This window comes from Mycobacterium sp. SMC-4, from assembly GCF_025263265.1.
In the GTDB taxonomy this organism is placed as follows: domain Bacteria; phylum Actinomycetota; class Actinomycetes; order Mycobacteriales; family Mycobacteriaceae; genus Mycobacterium.
This window is the reverse complement of sequence record NZ_CP079869.1, coordinates 2,936,238-2,957,591: the sequence shown is the minus strand read 5'-3', so window position 1 is coordinate 2,957,591 and position 21,354 is coordinate 2,936,238. Positions and strand designations below refer to the sequence as shown.

Sequence of the window (21,354 nt, the reverse complement as noted above, 5' to 3'; positions counted from 1 at the left end):
GACCGTGCACCCCGACTGCCCACCTGAGCCGGTCGATGTCCTCGACCTGGGAGAGCGCCACGCGCTGTCCATCGCCTCGGAGCACGGAACGCTCTCCGCCATGCCGCTCGTCGCCACCGGCGACGGACATTGGCGGCGGGCGATCGCCGGCAGCGGCGCAGCTGATGCCCTCGTCCGCTTGCTCGTCGAGACTCCCGGACGATCGCAGCGCGGCCGGTTCTCGGTGATGTCGTGGACAAACCGGTACGCCCCCGGCGCCGAGCGCGCGATCACCGTGGACCAGACCAACGAATCGGTCATCGTCGGGGAGCAGGCGGTGGTGAAGTGGGCGACTCATCTTGAGCCCGGTCCTCATCCCGCCCCGGGCAGGCTGTCGACGCTGATCGCCGCCGGGTTCACCGCGATGCCCACGCCGTGGGGTGTGGTCACCTGGAAGCCCGAGTCCGGACCCGAAACTCTGGTTGTGATGGTCACCGGTTATCTGCCCGGTGCAGTCGACGGCTGGACCTGGGCGGTGGAGATGTTCATCGCCGCGGCCGGCAGTGGGGATTTCTCCGCCGCGAGCGCGGCTTGTCGCACCCTGGGCGACGTCGTCGCCGACATGCACATCGGGCTGGCTGTGACGGCCACCCGGTCGACCCGTGCGGATGCGCGACGGTGGCGTGACAACGCCTTCGCCACCTTGGCCCGGGCGCGGACGCTGGCAAGTCCAGCCGCCGCGGCGCTGCTGACCTGCCACGACGCCACCCTCGCAGCCGTTCTGGAGCGCCTGGCCGACCTGACCGATGTCCCGATCCTCGATGCGCACGGTGACCTGCACGTCGGGCAGGTGCTGCGTGTCGGCGACCGGCTGGTCGTGACGGACTTCGACGGCAATCCGGTGGTGAACCCCGCCGAGCGAGTGCTGCCCGTCCCGGCCGCCGTCGACCTGGCCGGCATTCTGCAGTCCCTGTCTCATGTTGCCGTCGTCGCCGCCAAACACGCTGAACTGGCACCGAATACGCTCGGGGCGCTGGACAAGGCAGCAAGGGCTGCGCTGCTGGAGGCCTACCTGGGAAGGCTGCGGCAGGCAGGTCAGGCCGACCTGCACATCGAGGCAGCGGTGCCGGCGCTGCGACTGCAGCAGGTGCTGCGCGAAATCGTCTACGCCGCCCACCACCTGCCGCGCTGGATGTACGTTCCCGATGCGGCACTACCCGCCCTGATACCCGAGCTGATCGACGAATCGAGCCGATGAACCCCGACGCATTCGCCACCGACCTCGCCCGGAAGCCGGCCGTCCTGTCGAATCTGGCCGACACACTGGCACAAGACAATCCGTGGTCACACATTGTCCCCAACGACCTGTCCCGAGTGGTCTTCCTCGGCATGGGCTCGTCTGCGTATGCCGCCGGCGTCGCCGCGGCGCGGCTGCGGGCCCGCGGGATCTGCGCCGTCTCCGAGATCGCCTCGTCCGAGCTGCTACCACAGTGGGGGCCGGCAACACTCGTGGTGGCCACCTCGGCATCCGGCGGTTCGGTCGAGACCCTCGATGCCTTGGCGCGACTCGATGGATCGGCACGAACTGTGGCCTTGACCAACACGCCGGATTCGGCGATCACCGGCAGCTGCGACGCGGCCGTCGATCTGCGGGCAGAACCCGAGGTGGGAGGCGTGGCGTGCCGCAGCTACCAGCACACGCTGGCGATGTTGATGGCGCTGGAATGCCAGCTCACCTCCACCCCGATCGACGGGCTGATCAAAGCGATCGAATCGGCCGCACGCGCGAGTGACTGGCTGTTGTCCACCGAAAACACCTGGCGTCCCGACGTTTCGACGCTGATCCTGGCAGACGCCGAGACCCACCTGTGTGCCCCGGCACACCGGTTGTCGTCAGCGCAACAGGGCGCCCTGATGTTCCGCGAAGGGCCGCGCAGGTCGGCGATGGCTTGCGAGAGTGGTGATTGGAGCCATGTCGACGTATACCGCACCAAGAACAGCGATCTGCGCATGCTGGTCTTCGCCGGATCGAAGTGGGAAACCCAGATGGCTGAATGGACAGGCCCGCGCGCAACCACGATGGTCGGGGTGGGCGGCGACGTGCCGACGGCCACCATCACGCTGCGCTACCCCCACGACGAGGTCGACGACGTGCGCCTGCTCACCGAGACATTGGTTCCCGAGCTGGTGGCGGCGCGAGCGTGGCAGGCCGCCGGAAACGGATAGCGCCGCACCCGGATCGTCGCGGGAAGGCAGCAAGGGCCGGTCGCCGGACGGCGACCGGCCCTGTGCCGGGGATGGCTGGGCTCAGGGCTGGGTCTGCCCCGGAATTCCCTCGTAGGCGATGTCGCCGGTCTCGAGGTTCTTCTTCGTCAGGTCCGACAACCCGTCGAGGAACTGCTGTCGCTCAGTGACCACGTGCTGGATCGCGACGTCGACGTTGTCCTTGGTGATGGCGGGCATGACGTACACCGGCTCGGTGTTGACCTCCTCGCCCAGTGCCAGCGCGTTGGCCACGGCGAGGCCGGCCGCCAGCTCGACGGTGCCGTTCTGCAGTGACGTGCCGATGAATTCACCGCTCTTGACCGCATTGAGGCCGTCCTCGATGCCGTCGATGCCGACGACCGGCACATCGCTGCGGCCGGACTCCTTGAGCGCCTGCAGCGCACCCAGGCCCATGTCGTCGTTCTCGGCGACGACGGCGTCGATCTGGTTACCGAATCCGGAGATCCAGTTCTTCATCTTGTTGACCGCCTCATCGCGCTTCCAGTTCGCGGTGTCCTTGGCCAGCACCCTGATCTCCGGGTAGTTAGCCAGCACCTGCTCGATGCCCCTGGTGCGGTCGATCTCACCGGATTGGCCCAGCGGTCCCTGCAGGATCACGATGTTGCCGCGGCCACCCAGGTGATCGGCCATCATCTGCATCTGTTGGGCGCCGGCGGCCACGTCATCGGGCTGCACGCTGCCCGCGACGTCAGGGTTGTTCAGCGCGGCGTTCACCGCGACCAGTGGGATGCCCTTGGCCTTGGCGGTGGCGACCTGCGGGCCCAGTGAGTCCGCCTGGATCGGAACCACGATGATCGCGTCGACACCCTGATTGACCATCGAGTCGACCTGGTTGGCTTGGGTGGAGACGTCGAGGTTGGCCGAGTTCCAGATCAACTCGATGTTGTTGTCCTTGGCGTAGGCCTCCATGCCTTCCTTGCCCGCGGTGATGAACGAGCTCATGTCGTACACCGACACACCGATGCGGGTGGTGTCGCCGTTGGCCGCGGTGTCACCCGCGCCGCAGGCGGTCAGCCCGAGGCTGAGGGCGCCTACCGAGGCGATCGCCGCGATTCTGGTGGTGAGTCTCATGTCATTCTCTCTTTTCGATAGCAGTGTTTCGACGGTGAAAGACCCTGCGCCGGTCAGTTTTCTGCTGAATTCAGGTGCGCCTCCTGGATGACCACACGTCCACCGCGACCGCGGAGACGATCAACAGGCCCTTGATGACGTCCTGCCAGTACGCGGGCACCACGAGGATGTCGAGGCCGTTGTTCAGCGTCATGATCATGAACAGCCCCAGCGTGGTGCCCCAGATGCTTCCGCGCCCGCCCATGAGACTGGCGCCGCCGATGACCACCGCGGCGATCGCGTCCAGTTCGTACCCCTGTCCCAAGTTCGGCGGACCGGAGATGACACGGGAGGCCAGCATCACACCGGAGAGCCCGGCGAGTAGACCAGAGAACGCGTAGACGCTGAACAACACATTCTTTGCGTTGATGCCGGCAAGTTCGGCGGCGTTGCGGTTGCCGCCGACGGCGTATACGCGCATGCCGTACGAGGTGCGCTTCATGATGATGGCGAGCGCGATGATGCCGATGATCATCAACAGCACCGGAATCTGCAGTCCGAGGATCTTGGTGTTGGCGATCGATCCGAACTCGGCGGGAAGGCCGTTGATCGGTGCGCCACCACCGATGACGTAGGCCACACCGGAACCTGCGGTCATGGTACCCAGCGTCGCGATGAACGGCGGGACGTTGATCCGCGACACCAGGACACCGTTGATGCAGCCGAACGCGAGCCCGACGGCCATCGCGACGGTGACCGTCATCCAGACCTGTCCCGGATTGGCCTTGGCTGTCGCCGCTCCGGCCATCGCCGACACCGCGATCACACTGCCCACTGACAGGTCGATTCCGCCGGTGAGGATCACCAGCGTCTGCCCCAGGGCGATCAGCGCGAACGGCGCCGCCGCGACCAGGATGGTGACGAGATTCTCCGGTGTCGCGAATCGCGCACTGCGGTAGCTGAAGTAGGCGATCACCAGCAACACGACGATCACCATCGAGTAGCGCAGCAACATCGCTGAGAACCACTGCTTGGAAAAGAGTTTCACCGGCTCGCCGGTGACCGGCGACGTCACCGTCGGGGCCTTGGACGGCCCCGGTGGCTGCCGGTCTTCGTCGACCTCGGTCGTCATGGTGCCTCCTGCTGCGTCATGGGTTCAGATCCACCGTCGAGTGCGGTCGCCAGGCGGAACACCGACTCCTGAACCTCGGGATGATCAAGGGCGTCGCGGTCGAGCTCGCCGACCAAGGTGCCGCCCCGCATCACGAATGCCCGGTGAGACAGCCCGACGACCTCGGGCATGTCCGACGACGCCATCAGCACCGCCATCCCCTGGGCCGCGAATTCGGTGACTATGCGGTAGATCTCGCTGCGGGCTCCAACATCGACCCCGCGGGTCGGTTCGTCGAGAAGCAGCACCGCGACGTCGCCGGTGAGCCAACGCGCCAGCACCACTTTCTGCTGATTGCCGCCCGAGAGCGTGCCGACCTCCTGGGCCAGTCCGCGGCTGCGCAGTCGCACCGAAGACATCACATCCGATACCGCTTTGCTGCGGGATTTGCCGCGCAGCCAGCCCGCCAGAGAGAACGACGACAACCGCGGCAGAGTCCCGTTGTCCAGCACGCTCATCGAGAGCACGGCACCGGAGAGCTTGCGGTCTTCGGGCACGATGGCCATGCCGGCGCTGATGGCCGCAGCGGGATGATTGCGCTTGACGGTCCTGCCCCGCACCGTGATCGTTCCCGCGGTACTCGTGCGGGCGCCGAAGATCGCTTCCAGCAGTTCGGTGCGACCGGCACCGACAAGTCCTGCCAGGCCAACGATCTCACCGGCGTTCACCGTGAACGAGACCGGCCCGGTGGCGCCTTGGACGTGCAGGTCACGCACCTGCAGCGCCGGCTCGGTGCCCGGGGTGGGCCGCTCGGGGAACAGTGCATCGAGTTCGCGGCCGATCATCGCTGTGACGATCTCGTCGTCGGTGACGTCGTCGATGCCCTTGTCCAGGATCAACCCGCCGTCGCGCAGCACCACGACCCGGTCGGCGATGGCGCGGATCTCGGCCATCTTGTGGGTGGTGTAGACCATCGCGACACCGTGCTCGCGCAGCCTGCGCACCACCGTGTAGAGCCCATCCACCTCGCGCTCGGAGATCGCGGATGTGGGCTCGTCGAGCATGACGACCCGTGCGCCGGTGCGGGCGGCTTTGACGATCTCGACGATCTGGCGCAACCCGACCGGCAGGCTGCCCATCCGGGCGGACGGGTTGATCTCGATGCCGAAGACTCCCAGTGCGTCGCGTGCCTCGTCGATCATCGCGCGCCGGTTCAGAAACGGCCCGACCTTGATTTCCCTTCCGACGAACAGGTTTTCGTAAACCGTCATGTCCTCGATCGAGGCCAATTCCTGCGGCACGATGGCCACGCCGTGGCGGACGGCGTCCTTGGTGTTGCCTGGCGTCAGGGTGGTTTCGCCGACCTCCACCACACCGTGGTCGGCGGTGTACTGCCCGCTGATGATCTTCATCAGCGTCGACTTGCCCGCCCCGTTCTCACCCGCCAGCGCGGTGACGGTTCCGGGTTGCAGTTCCAGCGCGACACCCCTAAGCACCGGCACTCCACCGAAGCTCTTGTGGATATCGCTGCAGCGCAACAGCGAGCGTGTTGCGGTGCCCGACGTCGGCGCAGTTGCGGCGTTCACCTGGGCACCACGATCGACTTCAGACTGGCCGGATCGGAGTCGCTGTCGAGGGCCTGCCCGACGTGCTCGAGGTCGTAGCGACCGGTCACCATACCGTCGAGGTCGACGGCACCCGAAGCCACCAGGTGGATGGCGGCCGGCCAGGTGCCGGTGTAGCGGAACACCCCGGTCACCGTGATCTCGTGGTTGGCGATGTGGCTTACCGGCAGGGGGTATTCGTCGGCGCCCATGCCGACGAGCACCACGCGACCGGCCGGCCCTACCGCTTTGATCCCGCTGACGACCGCGGCAGGTACCCCGGTGGCGTCGATGAATGCGTCGACGGGCTCGATCCCGGCGATGTCCACGACGGTGGGGTCGAGCGCCTCCGTCGCGCCGAATTGCAGGGCATTGTCCCGACGTTCGGCAACGAGGTCGGTGACGACGATGCGCGAGGCGCCGAAGGCCCGGGCGGTCTGCGCGCAGATCACGCCGATGGGACCCGCGCCCGCGATGAGAATTGACGTTCCGGGTACAACCTGCGCCTTGCGCATGGTCGCAATCGCCACCGAGAGCGGTTCGAGTAGCGCCGCCGCCTCGTCGGAGATCGCATCAGGGACCGGGTGGGCCATGTCGTCGTCGATCAGCACGTACCGGCAGAACGCGCCGTCCACGGGCGGGGTCGCGTAGAACCTCATGTGGGGGCACAGGTTGTACCGGCCGGCCTTGCACTGCGCACAACGCCGGCACGGGTGCTGCGGCTCCACGGCGACACGCTGCCCGGTGCGTCCCGGGTCGACGCCGGCCCCGACGGCGGCGATGCGGCCGGACAGCTCGTGGCCGAGCACCATCGGCTCGTGCACGACGAAGTCGCCGATGCGACCGTGCAGGTAGTAGTGCACGTCGGAGCCGCACACGCCGACGGCCGCGACCTCGACGAGGACTTGATGCTCACCCGGCGTGGGCACCGGGCGGTCTTCGATGTGCAGGGTCCGCACACCCGTCATGACGCTGGCGCGCATGGTGGCCGGTGTGGACTCGACCGCGGCGGTCATCTGGCTTCCCTTCCCTGAGCCGGCCGGCGGCCGGTCAGGCCCGCCGGTGGCCGCTCGTTTGTTGCGTCTGTCGCTCATCTGAGTTCTTGTGATGTGGATCATGGTCTGCGCTAAGCTCATGTGTCAAGCGGTATCGCTCATATGAGCAACTGGCCGAAATCGTAGGAGGCGTCATGGGGCCGGATGAGTTGTTCCAGCGCGCAGTGATCGCCCGGCGCTACTACCTCGAAGGCCGCACCCGCGTCGAGATCGCCGAGGAATTCGGCCTGTCCCGCTTCAAGGTGGCCCGGATGCTGGAAGAGGCGCTCGAAACCGGGATGGTCGAGATCACCATCCACGATCCGGGGTCGATCGACATGGAGTTGTCGACCGCGCTGCAACGCAGATACTCGCTGCGGCACGCTTACGCAGTAGCCGCGGAGTCCAAGAAGCCGGCCGACAAGGTGGAGGCTGTCGCCAAAGCGATGGCCGACCTGGTGCAGTCGATTCTGCGCGACGACGATGTCATCGGGGTGGACTCCGGCCGGACGATGACCCACATCGCGCCCTACCTGACGGCGCTGCCCCCGTGCGATGTGGTGCAACTGACGGGCCTGGCCGGGCCCATCACCTCCAACGGCGCGGACCTGACCCGGCGTATCAGCGAGATCACCGGCGGGACATCCTGGCCGCTCTACGCCCCCCTGGTGGTCTCCGATGCCCGTACCGCCCAGAGTCTGGCCAGCAGCCAGCAGATCCAGGAAACCTGCGCCCAGCACGCCAATGTGACATGCGCCCTCGTCTCCGTCGGCGCCTGGGGGCCGGACGCCTCCCAGGTCTACCCTTCGCTGACCTTGAAAGAGGCCAACGGTTTTCAGGCTGCCGGCGTCTGCGCCGAGACGTGCGCTCTACTGCTGGACGCCGACGGCCAACGGGTCGGTGGGCTCGACGAACGTCGAATGGGCATCCGCGAGGACACACTTCGAGCGATCCCCACGGTCATCGCTCTCAGCACCGGCCCGGCCAAGATCGATGCGACCAGGGCGGTGCTGAAATCGGGCCTGATATCGGGGCTGGTCACCGACAGCGAGGTGGCCGCCGCGATGCTCGGCTGAATCCCCGGACCCCGGCGCCCCAGTACGGAACAGGACACAGAATAGACAAGGACAGCGCATGACATCGAGCACGGAACCGGTGGTGGACCTGAACTTTCCCCTCGACGACAAGGTTGCGGTCGTCACCGGTGGCGGATCGGGTATCGGCGCCGCGATCGTCGCGGCGTTCGCGGCCAAGGGCGCCCGGGTCGCTGTCGTCGACCTCGATGCGGACGCCGCCTCGGCGCAGGCCGCCGAGGCCGGGCCCGGCAGTCGCGGGTTCGCTTGCGACGTCGCAGATCCCACATCTGTGGCAGCGACGGTGGACGCCGTGGCCGAGGCCTTCGGCCGGATCGACATCCTGGTCAACAGTGCTGGTGTCGTGATGCTCGCGCCGGCCGAGGATCTGGAGCTCGGCGCCTGGGACAAGACCATCGACATCAATCTCAAGGGCACTTTCGTGGTATGTCAGGCGGTCGGCAGGCACATGCTGGCAGCAGGCCGCGGCACGATCGTCAATATGGCCTCGCAGGCTGCCACAGTCGCCCTCGACCAGCACGTCGCCTACTGCGCCTCGAAGTTCGGTGTGGTCGGGGTCACCAAGGTGCTGGCCGCCGAGTGGGGTCCGCGCGGCGTGCGTGTCAACACGATCTCACCGACAGTGGTGCTGACCCAACTCGGGCGCAAAGCCTGGGACGGGCCCCGCGGCGACGCACTGAAAACGTCGATCCCGGTGGGTAGGTTCGCCTATCCTGCCGAGATTGCCGCGGCTGCTGTGTATCTCGCCTCCGATGCGGCAGCGATGATCACCGGCGCCGATCTGCTCGTCGACGGCGGTTACACCATCAGGTGACATGTCGCCCGGACCCGGCAGCCTGGGCCGCACCGCACGCGCTGGCCCTGTTCGCTGACAGCACATCACGGGAACAAACGTGACCCGGCCGAGGTTGAGCGCATCAGGTTCAACTTTGGAGGTTTGATGCCTGAAGCTCTGCATGTGCCCATGCTGTTCGTCAGCGAACCGATCGTGCTGCCCGGCATGGTGGTGCCGATCGAGCTCGATGATGCGGCGCGCGCCGCGGTGGACGCCGCACAGGCCGGTGACAACGGCAAGCTGCTGATCGCTCCACGCCTGGATGACCGCTACCCCACCCACGGCGTGCTCGCCAGCATCGTCCAGGTGGGGCGGGTCCCCGGTGGCGGCGCCGCCGCGGTGGTGCGTGGCGAGAAGCGTGCCCACATCGGCTCCGGGACCACCGGCCCGGGGACCGCGTTGTGGGTGCTCGTCGAGGAGGTTGCCGACCCGGTGATCACCGACCAGACAACGACTCTGGCCGCCGACTACAAGAAGCTGCTGTTGGCGATGCTGCAGCGGCGTGAGGCCTGGCAGATCGTCGACGTCGTCAACAAGATCACCGACCCCTCGGCGCTGGCCGACACCGCCGGCTATGCGTCTTATCTGAGTGACGTGCAGAAGCGTGAGCTGCTCGAAACCGAGGATGTGGATCGTCGGCTCCGGTCGCTGATCGACTGGACCGGTGAGCACCTCGCCGAGGTTGAGGTCAATGACAAGATCGCCGAGGATGTCCGCGCCGGAATGGACAAGCAGCAGAAGGAATTCCTGCTGCGCCAGCAACTCGCCGCGATCCGCAAGGAACTCGGTGAGGACGATCCGGAAGGCTCCGAGGACTACCGGGCTCGGGTCGAGGCCGCCGATCTACCTGACCACGTGCGCACGGCGGCGCTGCGTGAGGTCGCCAAGTTGGAGCGCGCCAGCGAGCAGAGTCCGGAGGGCGGCTGGATCCGCACCTGGCTGGACACGGTGCTGGGGCTGCCGTGGACCATGCGCACCGAGGATTCGACCGACTTGGCAGCCGCACATGCTGTCCTCGACGCCGATCACCACGGGCTCGACGACGTCAAAGACCGCATCGTCGAATATCTGGCCGTGCGGGCTCGTCGCGCCCAGCGCGGGATGGCCGTCGTCGGCGGCCGCGGCTCCGGTGCGGTGATGGTGCTGGCCGGTCCGCCCGGGGTCGGCAAGACGTCGCTGGGTGAGTCTGTGGCCCGGGCGCTGGGCCGTCGATTCGTGCGCGTCGCGCTCGGTGGTGTGCGCGACGAGGCCGAGATCCGCGGGCATCGCCGCACATACGTCGGTGCCCTGCCGGGCCGCATCGTGCGGGCCATCGGCGAGGCGGGGTCGATGAACCCTGTCGTGTTGCTCGACGAGATCGACAAGGTCGGTTCCGACTACCGGGGCGACCCGGCGGCGGCGTTGCTGGAGGTACTCGACCCGGCACAGAACCACACGTTCCGCGACCACTACCTCGATCTGGACCTCGACCTTTCCGACGTGGTGTTCCTGGCCACGGCCAACGTGATCGAGAACATCCCGTCGGCCCTGCTGGATCGCATGGAGTTGGTGGAGATCGACGGCTACACCGCAGACGACAAGCTCGCGATCGCACGGGACTTCCTGCTGCCTCGCCAGCGGGACAAGGCCGCGCTGCGCGAAGACGACGTCACGGTGACCGAGGCCGCGCTGCGCAAGGTCGCTGCTGACTACACCCGTGAACCCGGGGTGCGGCAGTTTGAGCGGCTCCTGGCCAAGGTGATGCGGAAGGTGGCCACCAAGCTGGCCGTCGAAACCGGACCCGTGGTCGTCGACGAGCCCGACCTGGTGAGCTTGCTGGGACGTCCGCGGTTCACCCCGGAATCGGCCGAACGCACGGCGGTGCCCGGGGTCGCGACCGGACTGGCGGTCACAGGACTCGGGGGCGACGTGCTCTACATCGAGGCCGGAAGCACCGGATCTACTCCGCCCGGTGAGGGATCCTTGCAGCTGACCGGCCAACTCGGCGATGTCATGAAGGAGTCCGCGCAGATCGCGCTGTCCTATGTGCGTTCGCACGCCGAGCAGCTGGGTGTCGACCCCGAAGCGCTCGATCGCCGCATCCACGTGCACGTCCCGGCCGGTGCGGTGCCCAAGGACGGTCCTTCGGCGGGTGTGACGATGGTGACGGCTCTGGTGTCGATGGCCACCGGACGCAACGTGCGCTCCGATGTCGGCATGACCGGCGAGGTCACCCTCAACGGGCGGGTCCTACCGATCGGCGGAGTCAAGCAGAAGCTGTTGGCCGCCCAACGTGCCGGCTTGTCAACGGTATTCATCCCGGCCCGCAACGAAGCCGACCTCGATGAGGTGCCTGCCGAAGTGTTGGGCACGCTTGACGTCCGGCCGATGACCGACGTGGCCGAGATCGTCGCACAGGCCCTGGAGCCGGTGGGTGCCGCAGCGCCGGCCGCGACGGCGGCGTAGCTGTCACGAGCAGACGCACCCTCCCCACACTTGCGTGATTTCGGGGCAGTGTGCGTCTGCTCGGCGTTTCCACCGACACCGATCGGGCAAGCCCGAAGACATGGTCACATCGACGCACCGGGAGACCACCCGCCGGCTGCTCGAACACGCCGGGACCACCTTCGCCGCCGCAGCCGGAATCCGGCTGCGCGACAAACCCATGCCGCTGTTCCAGCTGCTGATTCTGTGCATGCTGGCCAGCAAGCCGATCGATGCCACCACCGCGGCACGGGCCGCCCGCGAGCTGTTCGGCGCGGGCCTGCGCACCCCGGCCAAGGTGGGTCAGGCAGACCGGTCCGAGGTGATCGAGGCATTCGGTCGTGCCCGCTACGTCCGCTACGACGAGAGCTCCGCCACCCGAGCCGTCGACATCGCCACCAGGGTCACCGATGAATACGCCGGGGATCTGCGCCGACTGGCTGTGGCCGCCGAACGCGACGTCCTGAAGACCAGGCAGCTGCTCCAGCAGTTCACCGGTATCGGAGACACCGGGGCCGACATCTTCCTGCGCGAGGTGCAGGACACCTGGACCTGGGTGCGTCCGTATTTCGATGAGCGTGCCACCGCTGCGGCCGTTGACATCGGATTGCCCGACGACCCGAGGGCACTGGCCGCGCTGGCGCCGCAACGGGCCGCCAACCTGGGGGCCGCATTGGTGCGGGTCTCGCTGGACGACGAAGTTCGGCGCAGCGTGCGGCAACCACAGTGACCGGTGCATGGCAGGCTGGTTCGACATGCATGCCTTCCGCTACGCCGGCCTGCCGGTGATCGTGCTGACCGCGGTCGCGTGCTCGGGCCCGACGGTCATCACCACCGAGGACGCGACGTACACCCCCGTCCCGACGAGCACCGCCGCACCCGAGACCACCGCCGCCGGCAATGCGCACCTGGTCAACGCGTTCGATTTCGCCGCTGAGGTCGACGGGCAGACCGGGTACTACTTCACCTCGCCGAGCGGTCGTTGGGCGTGTGCGATCGAACCGCGGGTGCGTGCGGGATGCCAGAACGCGCAGAGTCCCCACCGCATCGGTGTCACCGCCGCGCCCGCTGAAGTTCCCAGGCCGAATGGCACACTGGCTGCACCCAACGCCATCGTCGTGGAGCGCGACGCCGAGCCGCGGTTCGTCCCACTCGACACCCCTGCCTTCGGTCTGGACGCCGACGCAGAACCGGCCACGGTGCTGCCCTTCAACCGGATCCTGGCGGTCGCGGGGTTCCGCTGCAACGTGCAGGAGACAGTGGGAATCTCATGTCTGTCCGAGCTCAGCGGCCAGGGATTCACCTTCTCCGCTGACACGTTGCGCCTGCACTACACCGACGTCCCCGCCGACGCTGTCTGAGAAAGGGGAACGACCATGCCGTCCACCACCGCGCTCCGCGGCACTCTCACGGCGCCGGTCACCGTCACCGTCACCGGTGCGGCCGGCCAGATCGGTTATGCCGCCCTGTTCCGGATCGCCGCCGGTGCGATGCTCGGCCACGACACCCCGGTGAAGCTCCGGCTGCTGGAGCTGCCGCATGCGGTCCGCGCTGCCGAGGGCGTGGTGATGGAACTCGACGACGGAGCGTTCCCGCTGCTGACCGGCACCGACATCTACGACGATCCGGCCGCCGCGTTCGACGGCGTCGATGTCGCACTGCTGATCGGCGCCAAACCCCGCACCAAGGGCATGGAACGGGCCGACCTGCTCGGCGCCAACGCCGAGATCTTCGCCGCGGCCGGCGAGGCCCTCAACGCCGGTGCCGCTGCAGGTGTGCGCGTTCTGGTCGTCGGCAACCCGGCCAACACCAACGCGATGGTGACCGCGGCGCACGCGCCCGACATCGCCGCCGAACGGTTCACCGCACTGACCCGCCTGGACCACAACCGGGCCGTCTCGGCGATGGCCCGGCACGCGGGGGTACCAGTTACCGAGATCCGCCGAATGACGATCTGGGGCAACCACTCCCCCACCCAGTACCCCGATATCTTCCATTCCGTGGTGGGCGGTCGCTCCGGAGCGGACTACGCAGCCGACACCCGATGGCTGAGCGAGGATTTCATCCCCACCGTCGCGCGTCGAGGCACCGCGATCATCGAGGCCCGCGGCGCCAGCTCGGCCGCCTCGGCGGCCAACGGCGCGATCGACCATGTCGACGATTGGGTGCACGGCACGCCACCGGGAGACTGGACGTCGGTCGCGCTGCCCTCCCCTGGTGTATACGGCGTCGACGAAGGCCTGGTGTGCTCGTTCCCCTGCCGTGCGGTCGACGGGCAATGGGAGATCGTCGACGGACTGGACATCAATCCGTTCTCCCGCAGCAGGATCGACGCCAGTGTCGCCGAACTGCGCGCTGAGCGCGCGGCCGTCGCCGCGCTCGGGCTGCTTTAGCGCGGGTCCAGCGCGGCGGTACCGTCGGCGTGCACCCGCACCGATGCACCGGCGATGTCCTCACGCACCGTCGCCGCGGCTTCGTCCGGGTCGGTGAGGACGGCCAGTGCCCGAGCGTCCTGCGGGGTGCGCACGGCCAGGAACGCCTTCTCGGGAGTTCCGTCGCGGCCCACCGGTGTGGTCCACGATTCCACGGTGCCGACACCGCTCCACTCGACCAGCGCCGTCCGGGTCGGTTCCCGATCCACTTCGGATTGCACATCCTGCCAACGAAACTCGTGAGTCGGGGGCTCGGTGCCATACACGCCGATACTGTGCTTGGTCAGGTAACCACCGTTGGCGGTGATCAATCCACGCCGGCCCGGTTCGGCCACCAGCTGCTCGGCCATCGTCGCGATGGAGTGGGTCACGTAGTTGTTCCACGGCCCGCCGGCGAACGTCAAACCCCCGGTCACCGTCAGCGGTCGGCCCGGGTCGCCCACCGGAAGACCCAGTTCCTTGGCGGCGACCTGAACGGCTGACGGGAAGCACGAATACACATCGATGAGGTCCATGTCGTCGACGCCGGCCCCGGCCAACTTCAGCGCGCGCTGCCCGGCGATACGGATCGCCGGTGAGGTGTGCAACTGCGCACGCTCCCCGATGGCGTAGGTGTCGTGCGAGTCTGCTCCGGCATGGGGGAAAACCCAACGCTCCGAGGGGATGTGGAGCTCCCTGGCCCGCTCGGCGGAGGTCAGGATCAACACCGCGCCCTGGTCGACCATGTTGTTGGAGTTCATCAACTTGGTGTATGGCCAGCTGATCATCCGGTTGCTCGCCGAGGGCCGGCTGATCTGGTCGGCGCTGAGCGGATCCCGGTTCCACGCGTGCGGGTTGGTCGCCGCCACCGCGGAGAACTGCGCCCACAGCTCACCGACGCGGCGCCGGTGGTCCTCGATCGACTCACCCGCGGCAATGCGCACCGCTTGCTCGAACATCGGATACACGAACGCCGGGCGGTCGAGGTGAATCCGTTCGTCAGAGGGTGCAGCCATCGGTACGCTCTCGTCTGCGCCCGGCGGCAACGGCACCGACTCGTCCTGCCTGGTCCAGTCGGGTCGCTGTCCCGCGGCGCGCAGCCTGCTGCGGGTGCGCCACGTCTCCGCGCCTGCGATCAACACCACGTCGGCCTGGTTGCGCAGGATGTCCAGGCAGGCCAGGTTCACCAGAGTCTGCGGCACATTGCCACCGATGCCGGTGTATCGGGTGGTGGCCTTGTCGGCATGGATGCGTTGCGCCAGAAGCAGTCCCGGATCCCGGTAGCGCCAGGACAGCAGATTGACCACTCGTACGGCGTCGACGGCCTCGAGCACCCGGGCCTCGGCCGCTTCGCGGGCCGCGGCTGCCATCAGGTCGATCGGTTCGACGGACGGATTCTCATCACGCTGAGTGATCTGGCCGTAGCCGACGAGTACCGGTGTCCTGGGCGCGAGGGGCATGACTGCACACCATAACGGCAGCGCAGAGATTAACCAGATTGCCATCGGGTATGCGTTCCCACGCAGCGCGCCGCCGACTTGGATGGAGAGATGACCACCACCGCCCCCAACGTGCACACAGCCGCATGGACGACCGTCGACCGCGATTGCGTGGCCGATGCCGAGCTCGAACGGATCGACCGTTGGTGGCGCGCGGCGAACTACCTGTCGGTGGGCCAGATCTACCTGCTGGACAATCCGCTGCTGCGCAGGCCCCTGACGCGTGACGACGTCAAGCCCCGCCTGCTCGGTCACTGGGGCACCACGCCGGGATTGAACTTCCTCTACGCCCACCTCAACCGGGCGATCAAGGAACGCGCACAGTCGACGGTGTATCTCACCGGGCCGGGTCACGGCGGGCCCGGGTTGGTGGCCAGCGCCTACCTCGACGGCACCTACAGCGAGATCTACCCCGACGTCACCCGAGATGACGAAGGGTTACGGCGACTGTTTCGGCAGTTCTCGTTCCCGGGCGGCATCCCCTCCCACGTTGCGCCCGAGACACCGGGATCGATCCACGAGGGCGGCGAACTGGGGTACGCCCTGTCACACGCCTACGGCGCAGCATTCGACAACCCCGACCTGTTGGTGGCCGCGGTGATCGGTGACGGGGAGGCCGAGACCGGTCCGCTGGCCACCAGCTGGCATTCCAACAAGCTGGTCAACCCGGCGCAGGACGGGGTGGTGCTGCCGGTCCTGCATCTCAACGGGTACAAGATCGCCAATCCGACGCTGTTGGCCCGGATACCCGAGGACGAGCTGCGCGCCCTGATGGTCGGTTACGGCCACCGTCCCTACTTCTTCGAAGTCCCCGACGAGGGCAGTGGCATCGATGATTCCCTCGATGCTCATCGCCGCTTCGCCGCGCTACTCGACGACGTGCTCGACGAGATCGCGGCGATCAAGGCCACCGCGGCCGCCGGTGACGATTCCCGGCCGGCCTGGCCGATGATCGTGTTCCGCACCCCCAAAGGCTGGACGGGACCCGACTACATCGACGGGAAGAAGACCACCGGATCGTGGCGCGCCCATCAGGTGCCGCTGGCCAGTGCCCGCGACACCGACGAGCACCTCCACGTGCTCGGAGACTGGCTGGCCTCCTACCGGCCGCACGAGTTGTTCGACGACACCGGAGCGCTGCATGCCGACATCGCCGAACTCGCGCCTCCCGGACCGCTGCGGATGAGCGACAACCCGCACACCAACGGCGGCCTGCTGCTCAGGGATCTGCGGATGCCCGACTTCCGGGACTTCGCCGTCGACGTCCCGGCCCCGGGCGCCACGGTGGCCGAGGCCACCCGCGTTCTCGGCCAGTGGCTGACCGAGGTCATCCGGCTCAACCCGGACAACTTCCGAATCTTCGGCCCGGACGAGACCGCGTCAAACCGCCTGCAGGCGGTCTATGAGGCCACCGACAAACAATGGAACGCCGAGCTGCTCGGCGCCGAGGTCGACGAACACCTCGCCCGCGTGGGCCGGGTGGTCGAGATGCTGTCCGAACATCAGTGCCAGGGTTGGTTGGAGGGGTATCTGCTCACCGGCCGGCACGGCCTGTTCAACTGCTACGAAGCGTTCATCCACATCGTCGACTCGATGCTCAACCAGCACGCCAAATGGCTGAAGGTCACCAATGACATCCCGTGGCGACGCCCCATCGCCAGCCTCAATTACCTGCTCTCCAGCCACGTCTGGCGCCAGGACCACAACGGGTTCTCCCATCAGGACCCCGGTTTCATCGACCACGTGGTCAACAAGAGCGCCGACGTGGTGCGGGTTTACCTGCCCCCGGACGCCAACACTTTGCTGTCCACCTACGACCACTGCCTGCGGTCCCGGCAGTACGTCAACGTCGTCGTCTCCGGCAAGCAGCCCTCACCCAACTTCTTGACCATGGAGCAGGCCATCGCCCACTGCACCCGCGGTTTGGGCATCTGGGAGTGGGCGGGTAGCGAAGTCGTCGGCACCGACCCCGACGTGGTGCTGGCCGCAGCGGGTGACATCCCGACCCTGGAAGCGCTGGCCGCGGCCGACATCCTGCGCCAGCACCTGCCGGAACTGAAGGTCCGTTTCGTCAACGTCGTGGACCTGATGAGGTTGCAGGACTCCACCGAGCATCCGCACGGTTTGCCAACGCGCGACTTCGACATGATCTTCACCACCGACAAGCCGATCATTTTCGCTTATCACGGTTACCCATGGCTGATCCACCGGCTGGCCTACCGGCGCACCGGTCACCCCAACCTGCACGTGCGGGGCTATAAGGAGGAAGGCACCACCACCACGCCGTTCGACATGGTGATGCTCAACGACCTCGACCGTTATCACCTGGTCATGGATGTCATCGACCGGGTCCCGGCGCTGCGGTCGACCTGCGCGACCCTGCGCCAGCAGATGGTCGACAAACGCATCGCCGCACGCGACTACACCCGCGCCCACGGTGAGGACATCCCGGAGGTCAAGGACTGGGTGTGGCCGGCCGCTCGGGAATCGGGGTTCGGCACCGAAGCCGCCGACGCGACCGACGACACCGGTGGGGACAACGATTGAGCCGGTAGCCTGGCACGGTTATGTCTGACGTTTCCGTGGTGGCCGTGCCGGCCGAGCCTCATCCGCTGGTCGCCCAGCTCTCGGCGTTACAGCACTTCCGGATCTACGTCGACATCGCCGTGGTGGTCGTGGTGCTGGCGTTGTCCAACCTGCTGGCACACTTCACCACGCCCTGGGCCAACGTCGCTGTGGTGCCCGCGGCCGCCGTCGGGCTGGTCCTGCTGGTGCGTTCGCGCGGCCTGGGTTGGTCGGATCTGGGGCTGGGGCGCGAGCACTGGAAATCCGGCGCCGGATACGCCGCCGGCGCGGTGATCCTGGTGGGCAGCGTGATCGCCGTGGGCGTGCTGTTGCCCTGGACACGCCCGCTGTTTCTCAACAACAACTACGCCACGCTGTCAGGCGCGCTGATCGCCTCGATGGTCATCATCCCGCTGCAGACAGTGATCCCCGAGGAGTTGGCCTTCCGGGGTGTGCTGCACGGCGCACTGCACCGCGCTTGGGGTTTCCGCGGCGTCGCGGCGGCCGGGTCACTGCTGTTCGGGCTGTGGCACATCGCCACCTCGATGGGGCTCACGGCGAGCAATGTCGGATTTACCAAGATCCTGGGCGGTGGTGTGTTCGGCATGGCCATCGGCGTGTTGGGAGCGGTGCTGGCCACCGCGGCCGCCGGGTTCGTGTTCACCTGGCTGCGCAACCGCAGCGGCAGCCTGATTGCTCCGATCGCTTTGCACTGGTCCCTCAACGGCATGGGTGCACTGGCGGCGGCGATGGTGTGGCATCTGGGCTGACACCGGGGTCAGACCTGTAACACCGCGGCCCCGGCCACCCGTCCTGCGCTGAGGTCGGACAGTGCCTCGTCGGCGCGGTCCAACGGGTAACGCGGCGCGGTGACCTGCAGGTGGTGCTCTGCGGCGAACTCGAGGAACGCGTGGGCGTCAGCGCGGGTGTTCGACGTCACCGATCGCAGTTGCCGCTCCTGGAACAGGTGCCGCTGATAGTTCAGCACCGGGATGTCGCTGAGGTGGATACCCGCCACCGATAAGGTGCCTCCCCGGTCCAGTGCCGCGAGCGCCGGCGGGACGAGATCGCCGACCGGTGCGAAAAGGATCGCCGAGTCCAGGGCCACCGGCGGCCGGTCGTAAGCACCCTGTGCCGAGGCTGCACCCAGGGCCAGGGCGAGTTCGCGGGCCTGCGGTTCGCGGGTCATCACGTGCACCTCGGCGCCCTGGGCCAGCGCAACCTGGGCCGTCAGATGCGCACTACCGCCGAACCCGTAGATCCCCAGCCGGCCACCGGGCGGCAGCTCCGCTCGCAGCAGAGCGCGATAGCCGATGATGCCGGCACACAGCAACGGAGCCAGTTCTTCATCGGAATACCCGGCGGGCAGCGGTAGCGCGTATTTGGCAGGCACGGTGGCGAACTCGGCATACCCGCCGTCAGCGTCCCAGCCCGTGTAGCGGGAGCTCGGACAGAGGTTCTCCGCACCCCGTCGGCAGTATCGGCAGTGCCCGCAGGTGTGGCGCAGCCATGCGATACCGACCCGATCACCGATCGACAAGCCCGGCGCGACGTCGGCGCCGACAGCTACCACTTCGCCGACGACCTCATGGCCGGGCACCACTTCGGGCCGGTGGACGGGCAGGTCGCCCTCGGCGACATGCAGGTCTGTCCGGCACACCCCGCACGCGCGGACAGCGACCAGCAGATCGCCGTCCGCGGGTGCGGGTATCGGCACGACGGCGCGGCGCAGCGGGGCGGTCGACATCGGACCGGGCCGCCGCACCTGCCAGGCGCGCATGGTGGACCCCGTCATGGGGCGGGCCGTGCCGAACGGGTCAGGCGTTGCGCTTCTGCACCAACCCGACAAGCCACAGCAGGATCACCGCACCCAGGATGGCGGTGAACAACGTGAACCACCAGCCACCTCCGGCCGTGTCGAGGAAGAAGCTCAACAGGAAACCACCGATGAGAGCACCGACGACGCCGATCACGATGTTCATCAGGATTCCCGACCCTGAGCCCTTGACGATCTTGCCGGCGATCCATCCGGCGAGGGCGCCGATGATGATGTAGCCGATCCAACCGACACTGGTCAGCGTTGTCGAGCGAGCCAGCAGCTCGCTAGCGAGTAGTTCCATCAAGACCTCCTAGGTACCAGCCAGGTCCGAACGGGTGGCGCCGGACCTCGCTACCAGCTATACCCACTTCGGGTAACGGTCCGACAATGCCTATGGGAACAATTGGACCGTCAGGCCGGCGGCACCATTCCCGGCGCGGTGGCCGGATCGACCGGCACCGGAACCCCCACGGCCGGGCGCGGAGCCGGGGCTTCCGGATCCGGCGGCGGTGCGTTCGGATCAGCGGGCGGGACCGGCGCGTTCGGGTCCGGCGCGGCAGGCGGCGGTGGCGGCGGCGGGGGCGCCCACGGCCGGATCGAGTTGGCCAGCGTCACGGCTTCGTTCTGCGGCACCGGATTCTGTGCGGTGCCCAGCCACACCACGAACCAGCGCTCAGGTGCGCGCTGACCGCGCGGAGTTCCCGGGGCGGTCGGTTCGCCGACCACGCCGGCCCAGATCTGCCCGCTGGGCTTGTTGGTGTCGGTGAAGTTCACTTCGTAGTACGACGCGACGCCGTCGAGTCCGCCGGCTTCCAGCGGGACGGTTTCCTGGTTCACGCGGGTGCCCGGGAAGGGCATGAAGAATTCACCCATGTCCGAGGCGAGACGTTGTGCGGCCTTGGTGTTGTCGGCCTCAGCGCCGGCGAAAAGCTTCAGGTCCAACCGGCCCAGCAGCACGCTGGTGTCGTTGGGAGGCTGGGCGTCGGGCGGCGAGCCCTCCGGCGGCAGCTTCGTCAGCAGGGCCTGACCGTAGGACAGCTGAGTCGCGTCGGAGACCTTCCAGCCTGCCGGGACCACGTAGCTGAACCCGCCGGCCGCGTTGTCGACCCGGCCGGGTTCGGGCCCCGGCTCGGCCGGCGCGCCGGGCTCGGCGTCCGGGGCGGGCGGCGCGTCGGGGGCGGGCGGCGGCACCGGCGCCTCAGCAGGCGGCGGACCCGGGGGCGCGCCCGGCGGTGGTGGCACGTTCGGATCGGCCGGTGCCGGTGGAGCGGGAGGTGGCGGCGGGGCGGCCGGCGCGCCGTCGACGGCCGTGGGGGCCGGCGGGGGCTCCGGCGGCGGGGCCGGTTGAGCGTATGCGACCGACGGCAGGGTCAGCGCTGCCACGGTCGCGCCGGTCAGTGCTGCCAGCGACAGCGATTTCGACAACCTGCTACGGCGAGGGTCCACCTGATCCATGGGACAGAAACTACCGTGTTACAGCCGTGACGCAAGTGTGAACTGCTGTGAATGTGCCAAATCGTTACATTGCCCTAGATGCAAAACATACAGTTCAACCCAAGTTCATTGGTTTGCTGCAGCATGAAAGCCCCGGTGTCCGCGTCCGG

18 protein-coding genes are annotated in these 21,354 nt (G+C 67.7%); 10 read left to right on the top strand and 8 right to left on the bottom strand.

Annotated features, from left to right (window positions below; translation table 11 throughout):
* Nucleotides 1-4: 4 nt before the first annotated feature.
* Together KXD98_RS14035 and KXD98_RS14030 are read left to right on the top strand one after the other, a co-directional pair.
* Nucleotides 5-1,237 (top strand): glucosamine kinase, encoded by a 1,233-nt coding sequence (locus tag KXD98_RS14035; protein WP_260759006.1) that lies wholly within the window; start codon nucleotides 5-7, stop codon nucleotides 1,235-1,237.
* Nucleotides 1,234-2,205 (top strand): SIS domain-containing protein, encoded by a 972-nt coding sequence (locus tag KXD98_RS14030; RefSeq protein WP_260759005.1) that lies wholly within the window; start codon nucleotides 1,234-1,236, stop codon nucleotides 2,203-2,205. The genes KXD98_RS14035 and KXD98_RS14030 overlap by 4 nt, the downstream gene beginning before the upstream one ends.
* Before the next feature lie 81 nt (nucleotides 2,206-2,286).
* Here the strand turns inward: KXD98_RS14030 and KXD98_RS14025 are convergent, their stop codons facing one another.
* From KXD98_RS14025 to KXD98_RS14010, 4 genes are all read right to left on the bottom strand, one after another.
* A complete protein-coding gene (locus KXD98_RS14025) occupies nucleotides 2,287-3,336 on the bottom strand; it encodes a substrate-binding domain-containing protein (protein ID WP_260759004.1) in 1,050 nt (349 codons plus the stop codon).
* Nucleotides 3,337-3,406: 70 nt separating this feature from the next.
* Nucleotides 3,407-4,447 (bottom strand): ABC transporter permease, encoded by a 1,041-nt coding sequence (locus KXD98_RS14020; protein WP_260759003.1) that lies wholly within the window; start codon nucleotides 4,445-4,447, stop codon nucleotides 3,407-3,409.
* Nucleotides 4,444-6,012, bottom strand: a complete 1,569-nt coding sequence (locus KXD98_RS14015) for a sugar ABC transporter ATP-binding protein (RefSeq protein WP_260759002.1) — start codon at nucleotides 6,010-6,012, stop codon at nucleotides 4,444-4,446. Before KXD98_RS14015 ends, KXD98_RS14020 begins: the two co-directional genes overlap by 4 nt.
* Nucleotides 6,009-7,046, bottom strand: a complete 1,038-nt coding sequence (locus KXD98_RS14010) for an NAD(P)-dependent alcohol dehydrogenase (protein ID WP_260759001.1) — start codon at nucleotides 7,044-7,046, stop codon at nucleotides 6,009-6,011. Before KXD98_RS14010 ends, KXD98_RS14015 begins: the two co-directional genes overlap by 4 nt.
* A gap of 173 nt (nucleotides 7,047-7,219) precedes the next feature.
* On the opposite strand from KXD98_RS14010, the gene KXD98_RS14005 reads away from it, so the two are divergent.
* The 6 genes from KXD98_RS14005 (at nucleotide 7,220) to KXD98_RS13980 (ending at nucleotide 13,849) form a co-directional block, all read left to right on the top strand.
* Nucleotides 7,220-8,140: a sugar-binding transcriptional regulator gene (locus KXD98_RS14005; RefSeq protein ID WP_260759000.1), complete on the top strand. Its 921-nt coding sequence runs from the start codon at nucleotides 7,220-7,222 to the stop codon at nucleotides 8,138-8,140.
* Between the two features lie 58 nt (nucleotides 8,141-8,198).
* Nucleotides 8,199-8,972, top strand: a complete 774-nt coding sequence (locus tag KXD98_RS14000; protein WP_260758999.1) for a GolD/DthD family dehydrogenase — start codon at nucleotides 8,199-8,201, stop codon at nucleotides 8,970-8,972.
* 126 nt (nucleotides 8,973-9,098) lie between these two features.
* Nucleotides 9,099-11,438 (top strand): endopeptidase La, encoded by a 2,340-nt coding sequence (gene lon / locus KXD98_RS13995; protein WP_260758998.1) that lies wholly within the window; start codon nucleotides 9,099-9,101, stop codon nucleotides 11,436-11,438.
* Nucleotides 11,439-11,538: 100 nt separating this feature from the next.
* Complete coding sequence (locus KXD98_RS13990) at nucleotides 11,539-12,186, top strand: endonuclease (RefSeq protein ID WP_260758997.1); 648 nt, start codon at nucleotides 11,539-11,541, stop codon at nucleotides 12,184-12,186.
* Nucleotides 12,187-12,193: 7 nt separating this feature from the next.
* Entirely contained in the window at nucleotides 12,194-12,817 is a 624-nt protein-coding gene (locus KXD98_RS13985) for a hypothetical protein (protein ID WP_260758996.1), read from the top strand.
* 15 nt (nucleotides 12,818-12,832) lie between these two features.
* Nucleotides 12,833-13,849, top strand: coding sequence for a malate dehydrogenase (locus KXD98_RS13980; RefSeq protein ID WP_260758995.1), 1,017 nt, complete (start codon nucleotides 12,833-12,835; stop codon nucleotides 13,847-13,849).
* On the opposite strand, the gene KXD98_RS13975 is transcribed toward KXD98_RS13980, so the two are convergent.
* Entirely contained in the window at nucleotides 13,846-15,327 is a 1,482-nt protein-coding gene (locus KXD98_RS13975; RefSeq protein WP_260758994.1) for an acetyl-CoA acetyltransferase, read from the bottom strand. The two genes, KXD98_RS13980 and KXD98_RS13975, sit on opposite strands and share 4 nt — an antisense overlap.
* Nucleotides 15,328-15,417: 90 nt before the next feature.
* Between KXD98_RS13975 and KXD98_RS13970 the strand changes: the two genes are divergently transcribed.
* Together KXD98_RS13970 and KXD98_RS13965 are read left to right on the top strand one after the other, a co-directional pair.
* Nucleotides 15,418-17,913, top strand: coding sequence for a phosphoketolase (locus tag KXD98_RS13970; RefSeq protein WP_260758993.1), 2,496 nt, complete (start codon nucleotides 15,418-15,420; stop codon nucleotides 17,911-17,913).
* A 20-nt stretch (nucleotides 17,914-17,933) separates the two neighbouring features.
* On the top strand, nucleotides 17,934-18,701 hold the full coding sequence (locus KXD98_RS13965) for a CPBP family intramembrane glutamic endopeptidase (RefSeq protein ID WP_260758992.1): 768 nt from the start codon (nucleotides 17,934-17,936) through the stop codon (nucleotides 18,699-18,701).
* An 8-nt stretch (nucleotides 18,702-18,709) separates the two neighbouring features.
* On the opposite strand, the gene KXD98_RS13960 is transcribed toward KXD98_RS13965, so the two are convergent.
* From KXD98_RS13960 to KXD98_RS13950, 3 genes are all read right to left on the bottom strand, one after another.
* Nucleotides 18,710-19,726: a zinc-binding alcohol dehydrogenase family protein gene (locus tag KXD98_RS13960; RefSeq protein ID WP_260758991.1), complete on the bottom strand. Its 1,017-nt coding sequence runs from the start codon at nucleotides 19,724-19,726 to the stop codon at nucleotides 18,710-18,712.
* A gap of 22 nt (nucleotides 19,727-19,748) precedes the next feature.
* A complete protein-coding gene (locus KXD98_RS13955; RefSeq protein WP_260758990.1) occupies nucleotides 19,749-20,051 on the bottom strand; it encodes a GlsB/YeaQ/YmgE family stress response membrane protein in 303 nt (100 codons plus the stop codon).
* 110 nt (nucleotides 20,052-20,161) lie between these two features.
* Nucleotides 20,162-21,205 carry an alanine and proline-rich secreted protein Apa gene (locus tag KXD98_RS13950; protein ID WP_260758989.1) on the bottom strand — a complete coding sequence of 348 codons (1,044 nt, stop codon included), beginning with the start codon at nucleotides 21,203-21,205 and terminating at the stop codon, nucleotides 20,162-20,164.
* Nucleotides 21,206-21,354 lie beyond the last annotated feature (149 nt).

Coding starts and splice junctions, on each gene's coding strand:
- KXD98_RS14030 (WP_260759005.1), top strand. CDS start 1,234: ATGAACCCCGACGCATTCGCCACCGACCTCGCCCGGAAGCCGGCCGTC.
- KXD98_RS14005 (WP_260759000.1), top strand. CDS start 7,220: ATGGGGCCGGATGAGTTGTTCCAGCGCGCAGTGATCGCCCGGCGCTAC.
- KXD98_RS13985 (WP_260758996.1), top strand. CDS start 12,194: ATGGCAGGCTGGTTCGACATGCATGCCTTCCGCTACGCCGGCCTGCCG.
- KXD98_RS13955 (WP_260758990.1), bottom strand. CDS start 20,051: ATGGAACTACTCGCTAGCGAGCTGCTGGCTCGCTCGACAACGCTGACC.
- KXD98_RS13990 (WP_260758997.1), top strand. CDS start 11,539: ATGGTCACATCGACGCACCGGGAGACCACCCGCCGGCTGCTCGAACAC.
- KXD98_RS14000 (WP_260758999.1), top strand. CDS start 8,199: ATGACATCGAGCACGGAACCGGTGGTGGACCTGAACTTTCCCCTCGAC.
- KXD98_RS14010 (WP_260759001.1), bottom strand. CDS start 7,046: ATGACCGCCGCGGTCGAGTCCACACCGGCCACCATGCGCGCCAGCGTC.
- KXD98_RS13965 (WP_260758992.1), top strand. CDS start 17,934: ATGTCTGACGTTTCCGTGGTGGCCGTGCCGGCCGAGCCTCATCCGCTG.
- KXD98_RS13975 (WP_260758994.1), bottom strand. CDS start 15,327: ATGCCCCTCGCGCCCAGGACACCGGTACTCGTCGGCTACGGCCAGATC.
- KXD98_RS14025 (WP_260759004.1), bottom strand. CDS start 3,336: ATGAGACTCACCACCAGAATCGCGGCGATCGCCTCGGTAGGCGCCCTC.
- lon (WP_260758998.1), top strand. CDS start 9,099: ATGCCTGAAGCTCTGCATGTGCCCATGCTGTTCGTCAGCGAACCGATC.
- KXD98_RS13960 (WP_260758991.1), bottom strand. CDS start 19,726: ATGACGGGGTCCACCATGCGCGCCTGGCAGGTGCGGCGGCCCGGTCCG.
- KXD98_RS13950 (WP_260758989.1), bottom strand. CDS start 21,205: ATGGATCAGGTGGACCCTCGCCGTAGCAGGTTGTCGAAATCGCTGTCG.
- KXD98_RS13970 (WP_260758993.1), top strand. CDS start 15,418: ATGACCACCACCGCCCCCAACGTGCACACAGCCGCATGGACGACCGTC.
- KXD98_RS13980 (WP_260758995.1), top strand. CDS start 12,833: ATGCCGTCCACCACCGCGCTCCGCGGCACTCTCACGGCGCCGGTCACC.
- KXD98_RS14020 (WP_260759003.1), bottom strand. CDS start 4,447: ATGACGACCGAGGTCGACGAAGACCGGCAGCCACCGGGGCCGTCCAAG.